The sequence below is a fragment of the Flavobacterium sp. genome (assembly GCF_044369455.1).
GTDB lineage: Bacteria > Bacteroidota > Bacteroidia > Flavobacteriales > Flavobacteriaceae > Flavobacterium.
In genome coordinates this window covers 83,466-97,914 of record NZ_JBIPLW010000003.1, presented here as the reverse complement: position 1 = coordinate 97,914, position 14,449 = coordinate 83,466, and the positions used below count along the sequence as shown (strand labels likewise).

At 33.2% G+C, this 14,449-nt stretch carries 19 protein-coding genes; 14 read left to right on the top strand and 5 right to left on the bottom strand.

Annotated elements, in window-relative coordinates:
• Positions 1-21: 21 nt before the first annotated feature.
• Together ACIQ2L_RS04265 and ACIQ2L_RS04260 are read right to left on the bottom strand one after the other, a co-directional pair.
• A complete protein-coding gene (locus ACIQ2L_RS04265) occupies positions 22-912 on the bottom strand; it encodes an energy transducer TonB (protein ID WP_396156767.1) in 891 nt (296 codons plus the stop codon).
• A 75-nt stretch (positions 913-987) separates the two neighbouring features.
• Positions 988-2,214, bottom strand: a complete 1,227-nt coding sequence (locus ACIQ2L_RS04260; RefSeq protein ID WP_396156765.1) for a Glu/Leu/Phe/Val dehydrogenase dimerization domain-containing protein — start codon at positions 2,212-2,214, stop codon at positions 988-990.
• Between the two features lie 133 nt (positions 2,215-2,347).
• Here ACIQ2L_RS04260 and ACIQ2L_RS04255 point away from each other — a divergent pair, with 133 nt between their 5' ends.
• A complete protein-coding gene (locus ACIQ2L_RS04255) occupies positions 2,348-3,091 on the top strand; it encodes a hypothetical protein (protein WP_396156763.1) in 744 nt (247 codons plus the stop codon).
• A gap of 90 nt (positions 3,092-3,181) precedes the next feature.
• Here the strand turns inward: ACIQ2L_RS04255 and ACIQ2L_RS04250 are convergent, their stop codons facing one another.
• Positions 3,182-3,403: a hypothetical protein gene (locus ACIQ2L_RS04250; RefSeq protein ID WP_396156762.1), complete on the bottom strand. Its 222-nt coding sequence runs from the start codon at positions 3,401-3,403 to the stop codon at positions 3,182-3,184.
• Positions 3,404-3,533: 130 nt separating this feature from the next.
• Here ACIQ2L_RS04250 and ACIQ2L_RS04245 point away from each other — a divergent pair, with 130 nt between their 5' ends.
• The gene (locus tag ACIQ2L_RS04245) at positions 3,534-4,382 is read left to right on the top strand and encodes a DUF6268 family outer membrane beta-barrel protein (RefSeq protein WP_396156761.1); all 849 of its coding nucleotides are present in this window, start codon (positions 3,534-3,536) and stop codon (positions 4,380-4,382) included.
• Here ACIQ2L_RS04245 and ACIQ2L_RS04240 read toward each other — a convergent pair.
• A complete protein-coding gene (locus ACIQ2L_RS04240; RefSeq protein ID WP_396156760.1) occupies positions 4,379-5,443 on the bottom strand; it encodes an anhydro-N-acetylmuramic acid kinase in 1,065 nt (354 codons plus the stop codon). The two genes, ACIQ2L_RS04245 and ACIQ2L_RS04240, sit on opposite strands and share 4 nt — an antisense overlap.
• A gap of 95 nt (positions 5,444-5,538) precedes the next feature.
• Between ACIQ2L_RS04240 and ACIQ2L_RS04235 the strand changes: the two genes are divergently transcribed.
• The 11 genes from ACIQ2L_RS04235 to ACIQ2L_RS04185 all read left to right on the top strand — a co-directional run bounded on the left by ACIQ2L_RS04235 (position 5,539) and on the right by ACIQ2L_RS04185 (position 12,736).
• On the top strand, positions 5,539-6,678 hold the full coding sequence (locus ACIQ2L_RS04235; RefSeq protein WP_396156759.1) for an acyl-CoA dehydrogenase family protein: 1,140 nt from the start codon (positions 5,539-5,541) through the stop codon (positions 6,676-6,678).
• 127 nt (positions 6,679-6,805) lie between these two features.
• Complete coding sequence (locus ACIQ2L_RS04230) at positions 6,806-7,078, top strand: hypothetical protein (RefSeq protein ID WP_396156758.1); 273 nt, start codon at positions 6,806-6,808, stop codon at positions 7,076-7,078.
• Entirely contained in the window at positions 7,050-7,484 is a 435-nt protein-coding gene (locus ACIQ2L_RS04225; RefSeq protein ID WP_396156757.1) for a Crp/Fnr family transcriptional regulator, read from the top strand. Before ACIQ2L_RS04230 ends, ACIQ2L_RS04225 begins: the two co-directional genes overlap by 29 nt.
• Before the next feature lie 93 nt (positions 7,485-7,577).
• A complete protein-coding gene (locus ACIQ2L_RS04220; protein WP_396156755.1) occupies positions 7,578-8,039 on the top strand; it encodes a YHS domain-containing (seleno)protein in 462 nt (153 codons plus the stop codon).
• 15 nt (positions 8,040-8,054) lie between these two features.
• On the top strand, positions 8,055-8,444 hold the full coding sequence (locus ACIQ2L_RS04215; RefSeq protein WP_396156753.1) for a DoxX family protein: 390 nt from the start codon (positions 8,055-8,057) through the stop codon (positions 8,442-8,444).
• Positions 8,445-8,453: 9 nt separating this feature from the next.
• Positions 8,454-8,942, top strand: coding sequence for a DinB family protein (locus tag ACIQ2L_RS04210; RefSeq protein ID WP_396156751.1), 489 nt, complete (start codon positions 8,454-8,456; stop codon positions 8,940-8,942).
• On the top strand, positions 8,930-9,640 hold the full coding sequence (locus tag ACIQ2L_RS04205; RefSeq protein ID WP_396156749.1) for an NRDE family protein: 711 nt from the start codon (positions 8,930-8,932) through the stop codon (positions 9,638-9,640). The genes ACIQ2L_RS04210 and ACIQ2L_RS04205 overlap by 13 nt, the downstream gene beginning before the upstream one ends.
• Before the next feature lie 11 nt (positions 9,641-9,651).
• The gene (locus ACIQ2L_RS04200) at positions 9,652-10,686 is read left to right on the top strand and encodes a D-alanine--D-alanine ligase (protein WP_396156747.1); all 1,035 of its coding nucleotides are present in this window, start codon (positions 9,652-9,654) and stop codon (positions 10,684-10,686) included.
• An 89-nt stretch (positions 10,687-10,775) separates the two neighbouring features.
• Positions 10,776-11,402 (top strand): hypothetical protein, encoded by a 627-nt coding sequence (locus ACIQ2L_RS04195; protein WP_396156745.1) that lies wholly within the window; start codon positions 10,776-10,778, stop codon positions 11,400-11,402.
• 46 nt (positions 11,403-11,448) lie between these two features.
• Positions 11,449-12,129 (top strand): SDR family NAD(P)-dependent oxidoreductase, encoded by a 681-nt coding sequence (locus tag ACIQ2L_RS04190; protein WP_396156743.1) that lies wholly within the window; start codon positions 11,449-11,451, stop codon positions 12,127-12,129.
• Between the two features lie 4 nt (positions 12,130-12,133).
• The gene (locus ACIQ2L_RS04185; RefSeq protein WP_396156741.1) at positions 12,134-12,736 is read left to right on the top strand and encodes a SprT-like domain-containing protein; all 603 of its coding nucleotides are present in this window, start codon (positions 12,134-12,136) and stop codon (positions 12,734-12,736) included.
• A gap of 56 nt (positions 12,737-12,792) precedes the next feature.
• Here the strand turns inward: ACIQ2L_RS04185 and ACIQ2L_RS04180 are convergent, their stop codons facing one another.
• Positions 12,793-13,206, bottom strand: a complete 414-nt coding sequence (locus ACIQ2L_RS04180) for a hypothetical protein (RefSeq protein WP_396156739.1) — start codon at positions 13,204-13,206, stop codon at positions 12,793-12,795.
• A 158-nt stretch (positions 13,207-13,364) separates the two neighbouring features.
• On the opposite strand from ACIQ2L_RS04180, the gene ACIQ2L_RS04175 reads away from it, so the two are divergent.
• On the top strand, positions 13,365-14,426 hold the full coding sequence (locus tag ACIQ2L_RS04175) for a mannose-1-phosphate guanylyltransferase (RefSeq protein WP_396156738.1): 1,062 nt from the start codon (positions 13,365-13,367) through the stop codon (positions 14,424-14,426).
• Positions 14,427-14,449: the final 23 nt, after the last annotated feature.

Sequence of the window (14,449 nt, the reverse complement as noted above, 5' to 3'; positions counted from 1 at the left end):
GCCGTTAAGAACCTTTTTTGTTTAGTTCAAACTAAAAGTATAAATAATTTTTCCGACTTGTTTTTCAGGTGCATTACTATCAGCTTGCCATTTGGTATTCATCGCAGCTATCTTAGCTTGGTCTAGCAAACACTTTGCGGTGTTAGTTGTTCCTTGCACTCCAGCCGTTACGCTTATTGTATTTCCATTTCTATCTACAGAAACTTGCACTGCTACACGTCCTTGTTCTTGGCAAGTATAATCGGGTTGTGGTTTGCTCAATGCTTTTCGGTTGCCTAACGAATAACCAGAACCACTCCCGTTGCCACCACCGTTTCCACTTCCAGTTCCCGAACCTGTTCCGCTACCACTTCCAGTTCCGGTTCCAGAACCATTTCCTCCGCCCGAACCTGTCCCACTTCCGCTACCATAATAACCACTTGAGTTAAGGTTTCCGTTGGCATTTCCTTTGTTACCGCTTCTCGTATCATTTCCATCGCCACCTTTGTTACCAAGGATACTAGATAAAGCATCGTTAGCATTTTTGGAAACTTTTGGTTTTTCAACAACCGGTTTTATGTCTTTTTTGGGAATAATTGGAGTAGGTGTCTTTTTTGTCTCTTTTTTTGGAATTACGGCAGTTACATCTTCCGAATTATCATCTGAAATTATGTCTTCATCAGGCGAAGTAGTGGTAGGCGTAACTTTGGCTTGGTCTTTTACATTTAAGACTTCGCTTTTAAAATTGTCTCCCATTCCAAAATCACTATCTCCAAAATTCATTTCAATACCGCCACCGCCGCCACCGCCCATGATTTTCATATCGGATGGAGGCCAAAAACGCAGCAAGAAAAGTAATAGCAATAACAAAGTATATACAATAGTTGTAATAGCTAATGATTTTTTGTCATCATTTGATAATTCAAAGCTCATAAAGGTTTATAAGTTTGTTTATTATTATAACGTTTAAAAATACAAATTATTGTGCAATTTCAAGACTTATTTTTACTAGACTAATTGTTTCAGCGCTATTTCAAAAGCAGTCGCACTGATCTTCTTTTTATCTGAATTTAAATTATAAGCCTTTTCTATAGCTTTTTTTATAGTTTCTGAAATATCAGAGAATATAGCCTCATCGGTCATTTGTACTTTTTTCTCCATAAAATAAGCGAAAACACGAGCCATTCCGCAGTTGGAAATAAAATCCGGAATTAAACTTACTTTGTTGTCGGTTTCTTCCATAATACTTCCGAAGAAAATTTCTTTATCGGCAAACGGCACATTAGCACCACAGGAAATCACTTCTAAACCGTGATTTATTAAGTTGTCAATTTGCGCTTTGGTTACTAATCTTGATGCAGCACAAGGCGCAAAAATATCAGCACCTAAATTCCATATTTTTTCATTGATTTCTTCAAAAGCAATCATGTTTTGAGCCACCAGTTTGTTTCCATCTTTATTCAAGAATAATCTTTTGATTTCGTCAAAAGTAAATCCTTCTTCATTGATGATACCACCATCACGGTCAATAATACCTACTATTTTCGCACCCATTTCTGCCAAATAAAAAGCCGCAGCCGAACCAACGTTTCCGAAACCTTGAACGATGGCTTTCTTGCCTTTCACATCACCACCATAAATATGATAGTAATGACGCACCGCTTCGGCAACACCATAACCAGTAATCATATCGGCTACCGTATATTTACGCAACACATCAGGAGAGAACTTCGGGTTTTCAATTACCTTGATAACACCTTGTCGCAATTGCCCAATTCTATTAATTTTATCCGCTTCGGTTGGTTTAAAATGACCGTTAAAAACACCTTCCTGCGGATGCCATACACCACATTCTTCCGTAAATGGAATTACTTCATGAATTTCGTCAACATTTAAATCACCACCTGTACCGTAATAACTTTTTAATAATGGAGAAACCGCTTTATACCATCGTTGTAAAACACCTTTCTTTCCAGGGTCATTCGGGTCGAAGTTTATTCCTGATTTGGCACCGCCAATAGCTGGTCCTGAAACCGAAAACTTTACTTCCATAGTCTTTGCTAGCGATAGTACTTCGTTCATATCCAATCCTTTTCGCATTCTCGTTCCGCCGCCGGCAGCACCTCCACGAAGCGAATTTATTACGGTCCAACCTTCGGCTTCCGTCTCGGCATCTTTCCAGTTGAATATAATTTCGGGTTGTTTATCTTCGAATTTTTTTAATAATTCCTTCATTATTAGATTGGTTTATTACTTTATGTTCCAAACAATTCTGGTTCACCACAGGTATTTGTTGCGCAAATATAAAACTTAAACAATAATAATTGACGCAACTAATTACATAGATTTGTATCAAGTGTTAAAAACTATGAAAAAAGTAATTTTATTCATTAATGTTATTCTGCTGTACTCATCTTGCGAAAAAGTCGACGATGACACTAATTTAAGTTGTATTGAAAATTGCACTCATATTGAAGGTAAAATAACGACTAAAAATAACTTACCAGTAAAAAATGTACAATTGATATTTCGCTTTCAAAAAAGCACAGGTACATATTCAATTTATACCCGTAAAATCGCAAACGCAAAAACTGATTCTAATGGAAATTATAGCATGGATTTTTATCTAAAGGATGAAGAATTAGGAGATAGCGGGCCAGGTTGGTTAAACATGTACATCGAACAAAACTCTATAAACAGAGGCCTTTTTTATGTTAATCGTATTTACCTTTTTGAAGATATATTGCCTATATATGACAGGAATACTTCACGGATAAACAATGTCTATCTACCAACAAAAAAAGATTTAAAAATTAAACTCCAAAATTTCGTTCTATTACAAGAAGGAGATTATTTCGAAGTACAATTATATGTTCCAAATGGTTTTGAGAATAATGAGTTGAATACTTATGGGAATTATTATAGATATCATACAGAAGGAATAAATAAGTATCGAATAAATGTTTCTTCAAAAACATTCACCATACCAGCGGCATTAAATCAAACTAATTATGTTGTTTTGGTAAGAATGAAAAATGGATTGTATTCAGAAGAAACTATCCCAGTTGCTGTGGATGAAAATTCTAATACTATTTTGACGTATGATTATTAAAAATAACACCACAGCTGTGGTCATGTTTTGCGCCAGTAACAATCGAAATAATTAATTAATAACGCCACTTTCAAGTGGCGTTATTAGTTGTTATTTTTTATTTTCTTTAAAGCGTTTGTCTGGAGTCCCGTCTTTTTTCAAAGGTACTTTTGCTTTCTTATTCTCTTTGAAACGTTTGTCTGGAGTTCCGTCTTTTTTCAAAGGAGCTTTTGTCTCTGTAGCTGGTTTTGCTGCTTTTTTAGAAGATTGTTGTGCCGATGCAGCTAATGTGAAACTTAATAATGCAGTAACGGCTAAAAGTAATTTTCTCATGGTTTAATAATTTTGTGATTGAAGCGCTAATTTATTACATATTGAAAAGAAAAAGAAATAGAATCCTCTTAATATTTAAAAGTTAAAATTCAATTATTCTTTAATTATATTTGGTTTTAAAAAAAAATATATGAAAGCAAAATTATTATTTTCTCTCTTATTGATGTTAAATTGTATACCGTTTTTTTCTCAAGTAGAAAATAGAGCAACCTTCTTTTACTCATACTATTCTCCATCGTCAGGAGATGCTTTAAATGATGTTCAGCAATCTAACATCGATTTTCAATATTTTTTAAAAAGTAGCGCATTGGCAAAAAAAATCCGCTGGGATAATTCATTTTCTGTTAAAACAGTTCTTTTGGATCAAATTACGAGTCAAAATCTTTATGATTTTTCTTATTTAACTTCTTTTGCCTATACTAAAAAAGGTAAAAATTTAATTATCGGAAATGCCAGAATTAATTTCAGAAACGAAACAGGAGCCGCATTAACAAATGATGCGATTTATACTGCTTTTTCATTAGGTTATATGAGACAGTCTCAAACCAACAAATCGATTCGATGGGCAACAGGTATTAACTATAATAACGATTTTGGAAAAAATGTGATATTGCCTTTTTTTATATTTAATTATGAAACGCAAAAGCTTAAATTTAATGCAACACTTCCTGTTTCTATTTTACTTCTAATTAGAAACAATCTTAAATTTTATTACGGATTAAACGCTACTTTAAATTCATCTATTTTTAAGGTTGAGAATGATTCCTATCAAAGACTGCAACTATTAAATACTAACTTTTTTGCTTTTTCACAAATAAAACTAAACCAAAAGTTATGGTTAGAAGTAAAGCCAGGTATTACATTGCGAAGAAATATTAATTTTTTACAGCATGATTTTGAACTCATCAACGCTAGTTCAGAAAATAGCTTAAATCCTAATTTTGTTTTTACTTCTGGATTGCTGTACAAGATCAATTAACTATAAATAACACCACTAGAATGATTGTATTTCGCACCAGTAACACTTGCTAGTGTATTAATTTCGTTTCGAAGTTTCAACACACCAAGCAAGCCAAATATTAGTGCTTCTTTATACTCAAGGACTTTTTTATCTGGAATAATAATTTTCATTTTAGGTAAATGAAACATCATTCGCTCAATCAAAAAGGTATTGTAAGCTCCGCCGCCAGTAACTAACATTTTACCTTCTCTACTAGATAAAGCCAAGCCAATTTGTATTGCAATATGTTCTGAAAACGTTCTCATTTTGTCCTCTGTCGTAGTATTGTATTTTTCAATCATAGGCAAAACAGTTTCTTTTACATATTCAAATCCCAACGATTTTGGAAACGGTTTTTTATAATAATCCAAGGCATTAAGTTCATCTAACAAATCGGTTTTTAAATTACCACTTCGAGCAATTGTACCTTGGTCATCATAATCTAAGCCTAATTGACTGGCATAAAAATTTAAAACGGTATTAACCGAAGAAATGTCAAAAGCGATTCTATTTTCATTTTCTTCAAATGACACATTAGAAAAACCTCCCAAATTCAAACAATAATCATAATCGGCAAAAAGAATTCGGTCACCAATAGGAACCAAAGGTGCTCCTTGCCCGCCTAATTGAACATCCTGCAAACGAAAATCACAAACTACGGTTTGATTAACAATACTTGCTATTTCTGGAAGATTGCCGATTTGAAGTGTAATCCCATTTTGGGGTTGATGTAAAATGGTATGTCCGTGAGCGCAAACTGCATCAAGGTTTTGTAATTGATGTTTATCGATAAATAATTTGATAATGTTTCCTAACAGAATGGTGTACGCTTCATTTAGTTTTTTCAATTCTACATCTGAAAAATCTACAGCTGTTTTTAAATTGTTTAACCAAATTGTATTATAGGGTACTGTTTCAGATTCTAAGATTTCATAGTGCCATTTACCTTCTATGATAGTGAAATGGATATGTGCTAAATCAACTCCATCTAATGAAGTGCCCGACATAACACCAATAACGTTATAGGATTCTTTAAACATTGTCTAAATTTACGAAAACGTTTGAAATTTTGAGTTTTAAGTACTATTTTTGCTCACCAAAAATAAAGAAACAACCAACATAATCGCAACTATTTATGGATTTTAATTTAACCGAAGAACATGTAATGATACAACAAGCAGCTAGAGATTTTGCTCAAGCAGAATTGTTGCCAGGCGTAATTGAAAGAGACGAACATTCAAAATTCCCGACCGAGCAAGTCAAGATGATGGCAGATCTTGGTTTTATGGGAATGATGGTTGATCCTAAATATGGTGGTTCAGGTTTGGATAGTATTTCTTATGTTTTGGCGATGACTGAGATTGCAAAAGTAGATGCTTCGGCTGCGGTTATTATGTCGGTAAACAATTCTCTAGTGTGTGCCGGAATGGAAAAATACTGCAATGAAGAACAAAAAATGAAATATTTAGTACCTCTTGCCAAAGGAGACGTGATAGGGGCATTTTGTTTATCGGAGCCCGAAGCAGGAAGTGATGCGAGTTCGCAAAAAACAACTGCCAAAGATATGGGCGATTATTATTTGCTTAACGGAACCAAAAACTGGATCACTAATGGAAATTCAGCTTCGACTTATTTAGTGATTGCACAAACCGATGTGGAAAAAGGACATAAAGGAATCAATGCTTTTATTGTTGAAAAAGGTTGGGCAGGTTTTGATATTGGACCCAAAGAAAAGAAAATGGGAATCCGCGGAAGCGATACACATTCCTTACTATTCAACGATGTGAAAGTGCCAAAAGAAAACAGAATTGGTGCTGATGGTTTTGGGTTTAATTTTGCAATGAATGTGTTGAACGGTGGAAGAATCGGGATTGCATCTCAAGCATTGGGAATTGCAACAGGTGCTTATGAATTGGCTTTGAAATACTCACACGAAAGAAAAGCATTTGGCAAAGAGATCTTTAAACACCAAGCTATTGCCTTTAAATTGGCTGATATGTATGTAAAAATTACAGCCGCTAAATTGTTAATCATGAAAGCGGCTTGCGAAAAAGACGAAGGCAAAGACATTGCACATTCTGGCGCTATGGCAAAATTATACGCTTCAGAAATTGCACTTGAAGTGGCGAATGAAGCGGTTCAAATTCACGGAGGAAACGGCTATGTGTCCGAATACCATGTAGAACGCATGATGCGTGATTCAAAAATCACCCAGATTTATGAAGGAACTTCAGAGATTCAACGAATTGTAATTTCAAGAGGATTGGTTTCGTAGAACAGACAATTAAATATTTTTAACCATTAAGAAGTTAAGGAAGTTAAGTAATGTTAAGCTTAATGAAACTTAATTTCTTAATGGTTTTTGAATTTAATAAATAGCTACATTTACTCAAAGAATTTTTATGTCAGAAGAATTAAAATACTGGTATCTCCGTAATCATAAATTGTTTTGGACATTAAGTATGTCACAAATTAAGCAAATATGCATTATCACTGGTTTTAAAAAAGCCAAGAAAGGCGATGTTATTTATTTCTCTTCCTCTGATTTGCCTCGTGTTTTTTTACTCAAAAAAGGAAATATCAAAATTGTTTCTGTGGATGAAGAGGGCAACGAAACCATCAAAGATATTATCCAAAAAGGGAGATTTGTTTGGAGAATTAGAATTAGAAAATGACAGAAATTCTAGTGAATATGCCAAAGCATTGACAGATGAAATCATCATTTGCAGCTTCTTGATGTCTGACTTTGAAAATTTGTTATTACAAAACCCCAATTTAGCTTTATCCTACACCAAGTTCGTTGGGCTAAAAATGAAGCGCATCAAAAATAGTTATGCTAACCTAATGTCTAAAGATGCCAAAACCCGTTTGCTAAACTTCTTAAAAGATTGGGCAGAAAAAGAAGGCAATAAAATTGATAATCGAGTAATTATTGAAAACTACCTCACTCAAAACGATATCGCTCAAATCATTTGCACCTCACGTCAAACGGCTACTTTATTATTTAATGAATTAGAAGAAAATGGACTAATGCATTATAGCAGAAAGGAAATTATCATTGAAGATATTTCGAAGCTTTAAGATTATTTTACCTAATTTGTAAACTACCCGACATTTCGCTTTTTTAAACCTACTTAGTTTTGCTTAATAATCAAAACATAAAATTACTTTATAATGAAAAAAACAATTTTAATCTTATTCGTTGCTTTTCTATCAACAATAAGTTTTGCGCAAACAGCAACAAAAAGAGCTAAAGAATTCAATTTAGAAAACAAAGTAGCCATTCAAGGTTATGATCCTGTTGCTTATTTTACACAGAAGAAAGCTGTGAAAGGGAAAACTACAATTGCAACAACTTATGAAGGAGTAACGTATAATTTTTCTTCAAAAGCAAATAAAGATTTGTTTTTAAAAACCCCAACGAGTTACGAACCTCAGTATGGTGGATGGTGTGCTTATGCTATAGGCACTAATGATGAAAAGGTTGAAATCAATCCGGAAACATTCAAAATCGTAGATGGAAAACTTAATTTATACTACAATGCTTTTTTCAACAACACGCTCAAAAGCTGGAATAAGGATGAGGTCAATTTGAAGAAAAAAGCAGATGCCAACTGGAAAAAATTTATCAAATAATCAAAAATCAAAAAAATGAAAAACCCAATATTTATTTGGATTGTAAAACTAATAGCTGTTGCAATCCTTGTTCAAACTTTATTTTATAAATTTTCTGGAGCAGTAGAAAGCGTTTATATTTTTACCAAATTGGGTATCGAACCTTTTGGAAGAATAGGTTCGGGAATAGTTGAATTGATTGCATCGATTTTAATCCTTATTCCGAGAACTACTTTACTTGGTGCGTTATTAGCTGCAGGAACAATGTTTGGTGCTATTCTTTCTCATGTATTTGTGTTGGGAATTGATGTAAAAAATGATGGTGGAGAATTATTTACTTTGGCAATAATTACGTTAATTTGTTGCTTACTATTAGTTTATAATCAAAAATATAAAATAGTAGACTTATTACGGTTAAAAATCTAATCTATAATTATGCTTATTCCTTCCATCCAAAAAACATTAAATGAATTGAGCCAACTTATTAGTCAGCTCTCATCAGAAGAATATTGTCGTCCTTGTGAAGGATTGAGTAATGCTACAATTGGCGAGCATTCTCGTCATATTATTGAAATGTTTCAATGTCTTCATAATCAATATGATTTAGGTGTAATAAATTATGATAATCGGAAAAGAGATTTTACGATACAAACGGATACTGTTTTTGCAAAATCAACAATCGAAACAATAGTTGCTCAACTTGAAAAATCAAATAGAACTCTTCAATTACAACAAGTAATTGACGGTGAAGAGCTTTTAATTGATACCAATTATCACCGAGAATTATTGTATAATTTTGAACATTGTATTCATCATCAAGCCTTAATAAAAGTAGCTATTATTCAGTCACACAGTATCACTGTTGATGAAAATTTTGGAGTTGCGCGTTCCACAATTGAATATAGAAAACAATGTGCACAGTAAGTTTTGTTTATGCCAATGGGAAAATGATTATAACTTCTAATAGAGATGAAAAAATCATGCGCCCAAATGCAATTGAACCTAAAAATTATTTAATTAATAATAAAAAAATTCTTTTTCCAAAAGACAAGAAAGCGGGTGGAACTTGGTATGCAGCAGATGAATATTCTAATGTGATTGTTTTGCTAAATGGAGCATCTGAAAAGCATATTGTCAAGCATAGCTATAGAAAAAGCCGTGGAATAATTTTATTGGAATTGATTAGCAGTTTGTCGCCTATCGAATCATGGGAAAATATAGATTTGAATGATATTGAGCCTTTTACTATAGTATTATTTGAAAGTCAAAAACTCTACCAATTACGCTGGAATCAGATTGAGAAAGAAACGATAACACTAGACACTACTAAATCGTATATTTGGTCTTCAGCCACTTTATATTCAGAAGAAATCAGACAAAAAAGAGAAAAGTGGTTTTATACTTTTCTTGATACTAAGCCTGAAGTCAACGAAAAAGAATTGTTTACCTTTCATCGCTATACAGAAGAGGATAATTATGAACATGGTATGGTAATCAACAGGAAAGATATTTTAAAAACATTGAGCATTACTCAAACGATTATTGAGCAAAACCGATTGGAAATGAAGTATTTCGATTTGCTCAACAAACATGAATACAACAACACTTTTTTTGTGATTTAATATACTAAAGTTTGAAACTATTTTTTCACAAACTCTTTCATTGGGAGTATTGGCCATTTCAGATTGTCTATATTCCTATTTATTTTTTATGGGGATATTATGCGCTAAAAGCACGAACGATTTTCTTTTTCAACGCCTGTAATCCATCAATGAAAAATGGTGGTTTTGTGATGGATAGTAAAATAGAAATTTATGATTTGATTCCCCAAAATTTTTACCCAACAACGAAATTTGTTAACGAAAAAATGTCTTTTGATGCCGTTAAGACTTTACTTGAAACGTCACAAATAAAATTTCCGTTTATCGTAAAACCAGATATTGGCTTACGAGGTTCAGCTGTAAAAAAAATCCATTCGCTTGATGAATTAGAAGCGTATCACAACAAAGCCAATTTTGATTATTTAGTGCAAGATTTGATTCCCTATCCTAACGAGGTTGGAATTTTCTATGTTCGATATCCAAATGAAAGAACAGGAAAAATCACTGGAATTGTAGCCAAAGAATTTCTGATTATTGAAGGCGATGGTTGTTTGACTTTTGAGGAATTATTGAAAGTTAATCCACGTTATGAATTCCAATTAAAAGTACTGCAAAAAGAATACGGAAAACAATTACTCGAAATTTTACCAAAAGGCGAAAAGCGAAATTTAGTTCCTTATGGGAATCATGCTCGTGGTGCCAAATTCTTAGATTATAGTCATTTAATTTCTCCCGAATTAACCAAGGTTATAGACGAAATGTGTTTGCAAATTCCGGAGTTTTATTTTGGCAGAATGGATTTGATGTACAACACTTGGGAGGAATTAGAACAAGGTAAAAACTTCTCATTAGTGGAACTAAACGGAGCAGCCAGTGAACCAACGCATATTTATGATCCAAAACATTCGTTGTTTTTTGCATGGAAAGAGTTGGCGCGACATGTTACATACATGTATCAAATTAGTGTTGACAATCACAAACGTGGATTCCCGTATTTGTCTCACAAGGTCGGAATGGAACAATATAGATTACATTTGGAACAAAGTAATAAAATTGTAAATTTTTAAAGTATTCTCTTTGTCATTCCGAGGCACGAGGAATCTCATACTCTAAAGAGATTTCTCCTTCGTCGAAAGGACAAGTTTAAGGTTAAGAAATGATAAATCTCAAAAACATATTCGTTGGTTTTCTAATAAGCTTTATCGGTTCCATTCCGTTGGGTTATTTGAATGTTATTGGATTTGATATTTACTCTCAAAAAGGATTGATGGCAACCATTAAGTATCTATTAGGTGTTATTATAATTGAATTTTTTGTAATTTATTTCACCTTGATTTTTGCAAAAAAATTAGCCGAAAATAAAAAACTAACCCAATACATCGAAGGTTTTTCGGTGGTCTTTATGTTTATTTTAGCTGCCGTCTTTTATTTTGGTTCGAATTCAAAGACAGATTATTCCAATTCGTTTGATTATTCGCCATTTGTTTTGGGAATTGTATTAAGTTGTTTGAATTTTATACAAATTCCGTTTTGGACCGGCTGGAATTTATATTTACTCAATGGCAATTATATTGAAATTTCTAAATCAAGGAAATATTTTTATGTTTTCGGAACTATTGCAGGAACGTTCAGTGGAATGTTGGTATTAATTTTAGCACTTCATTATTTTGCTTCTAATGTTGATTTTTTGTCTCGATATTTAATGAAGTTCATTATTCCTCTTGTGTTTGTTGGGCTTGGAGTTTTTCAGGGAATTACGTTTTATAGGAAGTATTATCGCTAAATTTCATTAAGGCACTTTTAGTATCTTTACGGCGACAAAGAAAAAAATGAAAAAAAATATCATCATATCAGGAACATCTAGAGGAATTGGCTACGAGTTAGCATTACAATTCGCAAAAGCAGGACATCATGTTTTAGCTATTTCTAGAAAAACACCTCAAATATTAATTAAAAACGAAAACATCACCTGCCTTTCAGTTGATTTAGGAAAGCAAGAAGAGTTGATAGAAGTTGAAAAAATTCTTTCACAAACTTGGAAGAAGGTAGATATTATCATTCACAATGCCGGAAGTTTGTTGCTCAAACCTTTTGATCAAACTACTCAAGAAGATTTTGAAAACATCTATAAAGTAAATGTTTTTGGCGTAGCCAATCTAACAAGAATAGCTTTACCTTATTTAAAAAAAGGAAGTCATGTTGTTTCTATAAGTTCAATGGGAGGCATACAAGGAAGTACGAAATTCGCAGGTTTGGCTGCGTACAGTTCGAGTAAAGGTGCAGTAATTACCTTATCTGAATTATTAGCCGAAGAATACAAAGAACAAGGAATAGCTTTTAATGTATTAGCACTTGGTGCTGTGAATACAGAAATGTTGCAAGAAGCTTTTCCAGGTTATGAAGCGCCAATTTCTGCGGAAGCAATGGCTACTTATATTTTCAATTTTGCTTTAACTGGAAATAAATACCACAACGGAAAAATAATTCAGGTTTCATCATCAACGCCATAATTCATTGAGTGAAGTTTTATCAAAATACTTACCTGACCATTCTGTTCATTCTTGTTTTGAATTAATCAAAAACAATAATGTTCACCTAAAAATTGTCAACGAACGACAAACGCGTCATGGCGATTATCGAAGAGCTGTTGGAGGGAAACACGAAATTACTGTAAATGCCAATTTGAATAAATACCGGTTTCTAATAACCTTAGTTCATGAAATTTCGCATTTAGTTGCCTATGAAAAATATGGTCGGTTTATAAAACCACACGGCAATGAATGGAAAATTACCTTTCAGCGACTTATGGTCCCGTTTATTCGTCCTGAAATTTTTCCACATTCGGTATTGCCTTTAGTGGCAAATCATTTCCGAAATCCAACGGCTAGCAGCGATACTGATGCCCGATTGGCTTTTGCCCTAAAACAATTTGACGAACGAAAACCCGATGTTCATTTTATTCACGAAGTGCCAAGCGGTAGTATGTTCCGAATAAAAAATGGCAGAATTTTTCAGAAGAAAGGCCTACGTGTAAAGCGTTATGAATGTCTTGAAGTAAAAACAGGACGATTGTTTTTGTTTAATGCCAATGCTGAGGTGGAGATAATTTTGGGTTGAAAAAAAGCAGCATTAAATAAGATTAATGCTGCTGAAAATTGAAACTCAATTAAGTATTAGTTCACTCTTTTAAAAACAAACACTTGCGATGAGGGTTCGGAGTCGATTGCAATGAGATAAACTTTTAAGGTCGTAGAATTTAAAGTCTTGATTTCATAAGTTAAAGAAGCACTCTCTCCAGCCACAGTAAGTACATTACCTTCTCTTGTATACGATTGGTTTGAAACAGATTCAAAACATTCGCTTCCATTGAATGAATGACTTGTAATTATAGCAGAATTTATAATGGCAAAATTTTTAGCACATCCAGCAACAGGTACATAATCTGTTAATGTTTCTTGTCCGTTTGTTACAGTTCCTAGTTTAAAATTTTCCCATTTTCCAAGAAGCGATACTTGATCGTCATTTGAACAAGACATAATAGTTGCTAAGGAAATAAAAGTAACTGCTACTAAAATTATTTTTTTCATTTAGGTTTGTTTTTAGTTTTGGTAAAAATAGTAATATTCTTATTAGATATAAATATTAATATGTTAATTATTTAATCCTAGTTTATTATAAATATATTTGTATCCATAATAATAAAACCTATAATCTGAGTTACTCGATACCTTAGTAAAATAAAGAAATGAATAAAAATTATTACGCCATATTAATGGCAGGTGGCGTGGGTTCTCGCTTTTGGCCAGTGAGTACAACAGAGTTGCCGAAACAGTTTCACGATATGTTAGGTGCAGGAAGTACTTTGATTCAAAAAACGTTCAGTCGATTGTCAAAAACAATTCCAGCCGAAAATATTTTGATACTAACCAACGAACGCTATAACGATTTGGTTCTCGAACAATTGCCCATGGTTAAACCAGAGCAAGTCTTGCTAGAACCAGCGATGCGAAATACCGCTCCTTGCATTTTATATGCGTCGTTAAAGATCCAAAAGCAGAATCCGGATGCTGTAATGGTGGTAGCACCAAGCGATCACTGGATTGAAGATGAAGATGAATTTTCACGAAATCTACAGCAGTGTTTTGATTTCTGTCAAAAAGAAAATGCCTTAATGACTTTAGGAATTCAACCTACGTTTCCAAATACTGGATTCGGTTATATTGAATTTGATAAATCGGATACCAAGCCAATTAAGAAAGTAAATCAGTTCAGAGAAAAACCCGATTATCAAACGGCAAAAACATTTCTAGAAGCTGGTAATTTCCTTTGGAATGGGGGCATATTTATTTGGAGTGCAAAAGCAATTACGGAAGCCTTTGAAAAATTCCAACCACAAATGAATGCCTTATTTCAGAAAGGAATGGATTGTTATAATACGTTCGATGAAAAACAATTCATAGAAGAAAATTATGCTAATGCAGAAAATGTTTCTATAGATTATGCGGTGATGGAAAAGGCAAAAAATGTGTATGTTTTACCGGCTACTTTTGATTGGAATGATTTAGGGACTTGGGGACAACTCCATGAAAAATTAGAAAAGGATGAACACAACAACGGTATTATTAATGCTAAAGTTGTGATGGAAAATGCATCTAATAATATTGTGCGTTCTGATGCTGATAAAATAATTGTTATCGATGGTTTACACGATTATATCATTGTAGATAAAGAAGGGATTCTTTTAATTTATCCAAAAAGTAAAGAACAGGATATCAAGCGAATTACGGCTTTAGCAAATGAGTTATAAAAGTAAAGGAACTTTGCTTCTTT

Bases quoted from the DNA above. Each gene is read 5' to 3' on its own strand.
- ACIQ2L_RS04215 (WP_396156753.1), top strand. From the start codon at position 8,055: ATGAAAAACCCAATATTTATTTGGATTGTAAAACTAATAGCTGTTGCA.
- ACIQ2L_RS04195 (WP_396156745.1), top strand. From the start codon at position 10,776: ATGATAAATCTCAAAAACATATTCGTTGGTTTTCTAATAAGCTTTATC.
- ACIQ2L_RS04245 (WP_396156761.1), top strand. From the start codon at position 3,534: ATGAAAGCAAAATTATTATTTTCTCTCTTATTGATGTTAAATTGTATA.
- ACIQ2L_RS04210 (WP_396156751.1), top strand. From the start codon at position 8,454: ATGCTTATTCCTTCCATCCAAAAAACATTAAATGAATTGAGCCAACTT.
- ACIQ2L_RS04190 (WP_396156743.1), top strand. From the start codon at position 11,449: ATGAAAAAAAATATCATCATATCAGGAACATCTAGAGGAATTGGCTAC.
- ACIQ2L_RS04180 (WP_396156739.1), bottom strand. From the start codon at position 13,206: ATGAAAAAAATAATTTTAGTAGCAGTTACTTTTATTTCCTTAGCAACT.
- ACIQ2L_RS04205 (WP_396156749.1), top strand. From the start codon at position 8,930: ATGTGCACAGTAAGTTTTGTTTATGCCAATGGGAAAATGATTATAACT.
- ACIQ2L_RS04250 (WP_396156762.1), bottom strand. From the start codon at position 3,403: ATGAGAAAATTACTTTTAGCCGTTACTGCATTATTAAGTTTCACATTA.
- ACIQ2L_RS04230 (WP_396156758.1), top strand. From the start codon at position 6,806: ATGTCAGAAGAATTAAAATACTGGTATCTCCGTAATCATAAATTGTTT.
- ACIQ2L_RS04255 (WP_396156763.1), top strand. From the start codon at position 2,348: ATGAAAAAAGTAATTTTATTCATTAATGTTATTCTGCTGTACTCATCT.
- ACIQ2L_RS04260 (WP_396156765.1), bottom strand. From the start codon at position 2,214: ATGAAGGAATTATTAAAAAAATTCGAAGATAAACAACCCGAAATTATA.
- ACIQ2L_RS04175 (WP_396156738.1), top strand. From the start codon at position 13,365: ATGAATAAAAATTATTACGCCATATTAATGGCAGGTGGCGTGGGTTCT.
- ACIQ2L_RS04240 (WP_396156760.1), bottom strand. From the start codon at position 5,443: ATGTTTAAAGAATCCTATAACGTTATTGGTGTTATGTCGGGCACTTCA.
- ACIQ2L_RS04235 (WP_396156759.1), top strand. From the start codon at position 5,539: ATGGATTTTAATTTAACCGAAGAACATGTAATGATACAACAAGCAGCT.
- ACIQ2L_RS04220 (WP_396156755.1), top strand. From the start codon at position 7,578: ATGAAAAAAACAATTTTAATCTTATTCGTTGCTTTTCTATCAACAATA.
- ACIQ2L_RS04265 (WP_396156767.1), bottom strand. From the start codon at position 912: ATGAGCTTTGAATTATCAAATGATGACAAAAAATCATTAGCTATTACA.